Source organism: Streptomyces antioxidans (assembly GCF_000968685.2).
Classification (GTDB): Bacteria; Actinomycetota; Actinomycetes; order Streptomycetales; family Streptomycetaceae; genus Streptomyces; species Streptomyces antioxidans.
Map to the genome: position 1 here is coordinate 1 of NZ_LAKD02000166.1, position 6,201 is coordinate 6,201.

General features: G+C 72.2%; 2 protein-coding genes. Both read left to right on the top strand.

The genetic code is table 11. From position 1 onward, the window contains the following. Nucleotides 1–839 (top strand): phosphopantetheine-binding protein (locus VT50_RS37150; protein WP_240529471.1); only part of this gene is annotated, 839 nt, incomplete at its 5' end. A gap of 77 nt (nt 840–916) precedes the next feature. After that, on the top strand, nt 917–6,201 hold a 5,285-nt coding region (locus VT50_RS37155; RefSeq protein ID WP_143645352.1), incomplete at its 3' end, for a type I polyketide synthase.

Sequence of the window (6,201 nt, forward strand, 5' to 3'; positions counted from 1 at the left end):
AGGATCGGCGTGCCCGGGGTCTCGCTGGTACTGCGGTGGCCTGGGGCCCCTGGGCCGAGAGTGGCATGGCGGCCGGAGACGGCGGCGACCAGCTGGCGCGCCGTGGTCTGCCCGCGATGGCGCCCGGTCTGGCGATGGCCGCGCTGCAGGGGGCGGTCGCGGGTGACGACGGTGTGGTGACGGTGGCCGATGTGGACTGGGAGCGGTTCGCCCCCGCGTTCACCATCGGGCGGCCCAGCCCGCTCCTCGGCGACCTGCCCGAGGTCGTATCGGCCCTGGAGCAGGCCCGTACCGCCGAGGAGAGCCACGCGGAGGGCGGATCGCGCCTGAAGGAAAGGCTCCTCGCACTGGCCCCCGGCGAGCGGGAGCGCGCCGTACTCGACCTGGTGCGCGGCCACGCGGCCGCGGTTCTCGGATTCTCAGGTATGGAAGGCGTGGAATCCGACCGCGCCTTCAAGGAATTGGGGTTCGACTCGCTCACGGCAGTAGAATTCCGAAACCGGCTGAACGCGGACACGGGTCTGCGGCTGCCCACCACCCTGGTCTTCGACTATCCCAACGCAAGGGCCCTCGCGGAACACGTACGGGCGGGCGTCCTCCCCGACGAAGGGACATCCGCCACTCCGCTGATCGCGGATCTGGAAAAACTCGAGGCATCACTCTCCACGGCTGAGCCGGACAACGCCGAGCGAATGGCCATCGCATCCCGACTCCAGATGCTCCTTGCCAAATTGAACGGCGGAGAGGGCGGAGCTACGGAAGCCGAGAGCATTACGCAGCGGCTTGACGAGGCGTCGGACGACGACCTCTTCGATTTCATCGAAAATGAGCTCAGCTAAATGTGACCGCCGAGGTGCAGTTCTCTGGCCTCCTTTCATTCTTCAGTCTTCTTTGACTCGTAATAGGCAAGGTTTTCATGGTGAACGAAGATAGGCTTCGGGACTACCTCAAGCGGGTAACGGCAGATCTGCACCAAGCGCGCCAACGCCTGCGCGAACTGGAGGCGGGAGAACAGGAACCCATCGCGATCGTGGCGATGAGCTGCCGTTTCCCCGGCGGTGTGGGGAGTCCCGAGGATCTGTGGCGGTTGGTGGCCGGAGGTGGTGACGCCATCTCCGACTTCCCGTCCAACCGTGGCTGGGACGTGGACGGGATGTATGACCCGGACCCCGAGCGTTCGGGCACCTTCTACTCCCGTGAGGGTGGTTTTCTCCACGACGCGGGTGAGTTCGACGCGGGCTTCTTCGGTATCTCGCCGCGTGAGGCCCTTGCCATGGATCCGCAGCAGCGGCTGCTGCTGGAGACCTCATGGGAGACCTTCGAGCGGGCGGGCATCGCTCCGGGGTCGGTGAAGGGCCGTCGTGGCGGTGTGTTCGTGGGCGCCGCCACCTCGGGTTACGGGGCGGATGTCGACGGCTTCCCGGAGGAGATCGAAGGCCATCTGCTGACCGGCACGGCCACCTCGGTCGTATCGGGCCGCATCTCGTACACCTTCGGTCTCGAAGGCCCCGCGGTGACGGTGGACACGGCGTGTTCCTCGTCACTGGTGGCGCTGCATCTGGCGGTGCAGGCGCTGCGCCAGGGGGAGTGCGATCTGGCGCTCGCCGGTGGTGCCACGGTGATGTCGACACCGGGCGCCTTCGTGGAGTTCAGCCGTCAGCGTGGCCTTGCCCCCGACGGCCGGTGCAAGCCGTACGCGGATGCGGCGGACGGCACCGGGTGGTCCGAGGGCGTCGGCATGCTGCTCGTGGAGCGGCTGTCCGACGCGCGCAAGAACGGCCATCCCGTGCTGGCCATCGTGCGTGGCTCCGCGGTCAACCAGGACGGTGCGTCCAACGGTCTGACCGCCCCCAACGGCCCCTCGCAGCAGCGGGTCATCCGGGACGCGCTGACCAGCGCCCGGCTGGCCCCGTCCGATGTGGACGTGGTGGAGGGACACGGAACGGGTACGGCCCTGGGCGACCCGATCGAGGCACAGGCCCTCCTCGCCACGTACGGCCAGGAGCGGCCGGAGGGGCGCCCGCTGTGGCTTGGCGCGCTCAAGTCGAACATCGGTCATACGCAGGCCGCCGCCGGTGTCGCCGGTGTCATCAAGATGGTGATGGCCATGCGGCACGGGGTGCTGCCGCAGACCCTGCACGCGGACGAGCCGTCGCGCCAGGTGGACTGGTCGGCGGGTGAGGTGCGGCTGCTGACCGAGGCCACCGTGTGGCCCGAGACCGATCAGCCGCGCCGGGCGGGCATCTCGGCCTTCGGTGTCAGCGGTACCAACGCCCACACCATCATCGAGCAGGCCCCGCCGGTTGACGAGGACGAGGACGAGGCGAGCCCGGCGCCCGGCGGCGACACCGGTGTGGCCACATGGCTGCTGTCGGGCCGTGGCGCGGACGCGCTGCGGGCCCAGGCGGCACGACTGAGGGCGTTCCTGCTCGAGCGGGCCGAGTCGAGCGCGCTGGATATCGGCCACTCGCTGGTGGCGACGCGGTCGATGTTCGAGCACCGTGCCGTGGTCTCCGGTGCGAACCGTACGGAACTCCTCGCCGGGCTCGAGGCCGTCGCCGCGGGCGAGGCCGCCCCCAATGTGCTCCAGGGCGTGGCCGGGTCGGCGGTCAAGACGGCGTTCCTCTTCTCCGGCCAGGGTGCGCAGCGCCTCGGGATGGGCCGGGAGCTGTACGACGGCTTCCCCGTGTTCGCCGGGGCGTTGGACGAGGTGTGCGCACACCTCGATGTGGTGCTGGACCGTCCGTTGCGGGAGGTGGTGTTCGCGGCGGAGGGGAGCGCGGACGCCGAACTCCTGGACCGGACGGTCTACACCCAGCCCGCGCTCTTCGCGGTCGAGGTGGCGCTGTTCCGGCTGCTGGAGCACTGGGGCGTCACCCCGGACGTGCTCATCGGCCACTCCATCGGCGAGATCGCCGCCGCCCACGTCGCCGGTGTGTTCTCACTGGAGGACGCCTGCACGCTGGTGGCCGCTCGAGGCCGTCTGATGCAGGCGCTGCCCGAGGGTGGCGCGATGGTCGCCATCGAGGCATCCGAAGAGGAGGTTTCCGGTTCGCTGGTCGGTCGTGAGGCCGAGGTGAGCATCGCCGCCGTCAACGGCCCGACCGCCGTCGTCATCGCCGGTGACGAGGCGGCGGCCCTGGAGATCGCCGCTCAGTGGGCGGAGCAGGGGCGCAGGACGAGCCGGCTGCGGGTCAGCCACGCCTTCCACTCGCCGCGCATGGACGCGATGCTCGACGACTTCCGGCGTGTGGTGGGTGGCCTGTCGTTCCAGGCCCCCACCCTGGCGCTGGTCTCCAATGTCGCGGGAGAGCCGGTCGGGGCCGACGAGGTGTGCGCGCCGGAGTACTGGGTGCGGCATGTGCGCGAGACCGTGCGCTTCGCCGACGGCGTTCGCTCCCTCGCGGCCCAGGGCGTCACCGCGTATGTCGAGGTGGGCCCCGATGGTGTGCTCTCGGCGATGGCGCGGGACTGCCTGGCGGGAGAGAAGGCTCCGGCCGTGGTGCCGGTCCTGCGCAAGGGGCGTCCTGACGCCCAGGCCCTGATGGCCGCGCTGACCGAGGCCCATGTCCACGGCGTGACGGTGGACTGGGAGCAGGTCTTCGCCGGGCGGGGCGCCCATACGGTCGAGCTGCCGACGTACCCCTTCCAGCGTCAGCTCTACTGGCTCGAGGGCACGAGCGGAGCGCCGAGCGGTACCGCCGCGGACAGCGTGGACGCCCGCTTCTGGGACGCGGTGGAGCGCGAGGACCTGGCGGCGCTGGCCGAGGCGCTGGAGGTCGACGGCGGTGGCTCGCTCGCTGAGCTGCTGCCCGTGCTGTCCTCGTACCGCCGTCAGCAGCGCGACCGGGCCACGGTGGACGGCTGGCGGTACCGGATCTCCTGGAAGCCGGTCTCGGAGACCCCCGGGGCCACGCTCTCGGGAACATGGCTCCTGGTCGTCCCAGCCCCCGCCTCCGGCGACGATGACACGTTCGTGGAGTCGGTGTCCGCCGCGCTCCAGCGGCACGGTGCCGAGGTCGTCCGTGTGGTGGCCGACGAGGCCGACCTCGCCCCCGGTGCGCTGGCCGACCGGCTGCGTGAACTCGCCGCCGGTCCCTCCAGGATCGGCGGTGTGCTGTCCCTGGTGGGTGTGGACGAGCGGCCCTGCACCGAGCACCCGGCGGTCTCCCGTGGCCTCGCCCTGACCCTGACGCTGGTGCGGGCCCTCACCGAGGCCGACGTCCGCACCCGGCTGTGGTGCGCCACCCGGGGTGCCGTCTCGGTGGGCCGCTCCGACCAGCTCACCAGCGCCGCGCAGGCGGAGATCTGGGGCCTCGGCCGGGTGGCCGCGCTGGAGCACCCCCGCCTCTGGGGCGGCCTCGTCGATCTGCCCGGGACGCTGGACGAGCGCGCCGCCGCGCGACTGGTCTGGGCGCTGTCCGCCAGGGACGCCGGGGACGGCGGGGGTGTCAACGAGGCCGGGAACGCCGGGCGTGTTGGAGACGCCAGGGACGCCGTACACGGCGAGGACCAGGTGGCGGTGCGCGGCTCCGGAGCGTACGCCCGGCGCCTCTCCCGCATCACGGTGGGCAACGAGTCGGCGGCGCGCGCGTGGCGGCCACGGGGCACGGTGCTCATCACCGGCGGCACCGGCGCCCTGGGCGCGCGAGTGGCGCGCTGGGCCGTGCGCGAGGGCGCCGAACACGTGGTGCTGACCAGCCGTCGCGGCCCGTCGGCCGAAGGTGTCGCCGAGCTCACGGCGGAGCTCGAAGGGCTCGGCGCCGAGGTGACCGTGGCGGCCTGCGACGCCGCCGACCGCGATGGACTCGCCGCCGTGCTGGCCGCCGTCCCCGAGCGGTATCCGCTGAGTGCCGTCGTGCACGCCGCGGGCATCGTGGACGACGGTGTGCTGGACGGCCTGACCGTCGACCAGCTCGCCGCCACCCTCGCCGCGAAGGCCGAGGGGGCGCGCCATCTGCACGAGCTGACCGCGGAGTTGACGCTCGACGCGTTCGTGCTGTTTTCCTCGTTCGCCGGTGCCGTCGGTGGCGCGGGCCAGGCCGCCTACGCGGCGGCCAACGCCTACCTGGAGTCGCTGGCACAGCAACGCCGCGCCCAGGGCCTGGCCGCCACCGCGATCGCCTGGGGCCCGTGGGCCGAGAGCGGCATGGCCGCGAGCGGGCGCGCCGGGGAGCGGATGCGCGGCGGGCCACTGCCCCCGATGGCTCCCCCGCTCGCCCTGGACGCGCTGCGCTGGGCCGCCGGTCATGACGAGGCCGCCCTGGTCGTGGCCGACATCGACTGGGCCGCCATGGCCACCACGCTGAGCGCGGGCCCCAGCGCCCTCGTCAGCGACATCCCCGAGGCGCGCGAGCTGCTGACCGCCGCGGCCGGGGCCACCGGCCGGGCCACACCGGGCCATGAGCTGCGGGGCCAGCTGGCCGGACGGCCGGACGAGGAGCAGCGCCTCCTCCTGCTGGAGCTCGTCCGCACCCACGCGGCCTCGGCCCTCGGCCACTTCTCGGCGGAGTCCGTCGAGCCGGGCCGCGCCTTCCGGGACCTCGGATTCGACTCCCTCACCGCCATCGAGCTGCGCAACCGGCTCGACCTGGCCACCGGTCTGAGCCTGCCCGCGACCCTCATCTTCGACTACCCGACCGCCGAAGCGCTCGCCGACCACCTGTGGCAGGAGCTGGGCGGGGCCACCGCCGTGGCGGCCACCTCGGCGGTGGCGCACCGGGCGCGGCCTCAGGACGACGACCCCATCGCGATCGTGTCGATGAGCTGCCGCTTCCCCGGCGGGGTCGAGACCCCGCAGGAGCTGTGGCGGCTCCTGGCCGAGGGCGGCGACGCCATCGCCGGATTCCCCGGCGACCGTGGCTGGGACGTCGAGGGCATGTACCACCCGGACCCCGAACACCCGGGCACGTTCTACGCCCGCGAGGGCGGATTCCTCTACGGGGCGCCCCAGTTCGACCCCGCCTTCTTCGGGATCTCGCCGCGCGAGGCCGTGGCCATGGACCCGCAGCAGCGGCTGCTGCTGGAGACGTCCTGGGAGGCGTTCGAATACGGGGGCGTCAAACCGGCCGCGTTGCGGGGCACCCGGACCGGTGTGTTCGTGGGCACCAACGGCCAGGACTACTCCACGATCATGCTCGACGCCCCCGAGGACTTCGGCGGCCATGTGGGCACGGGGAGCGCGGCCAGTGTGGTGTCGGG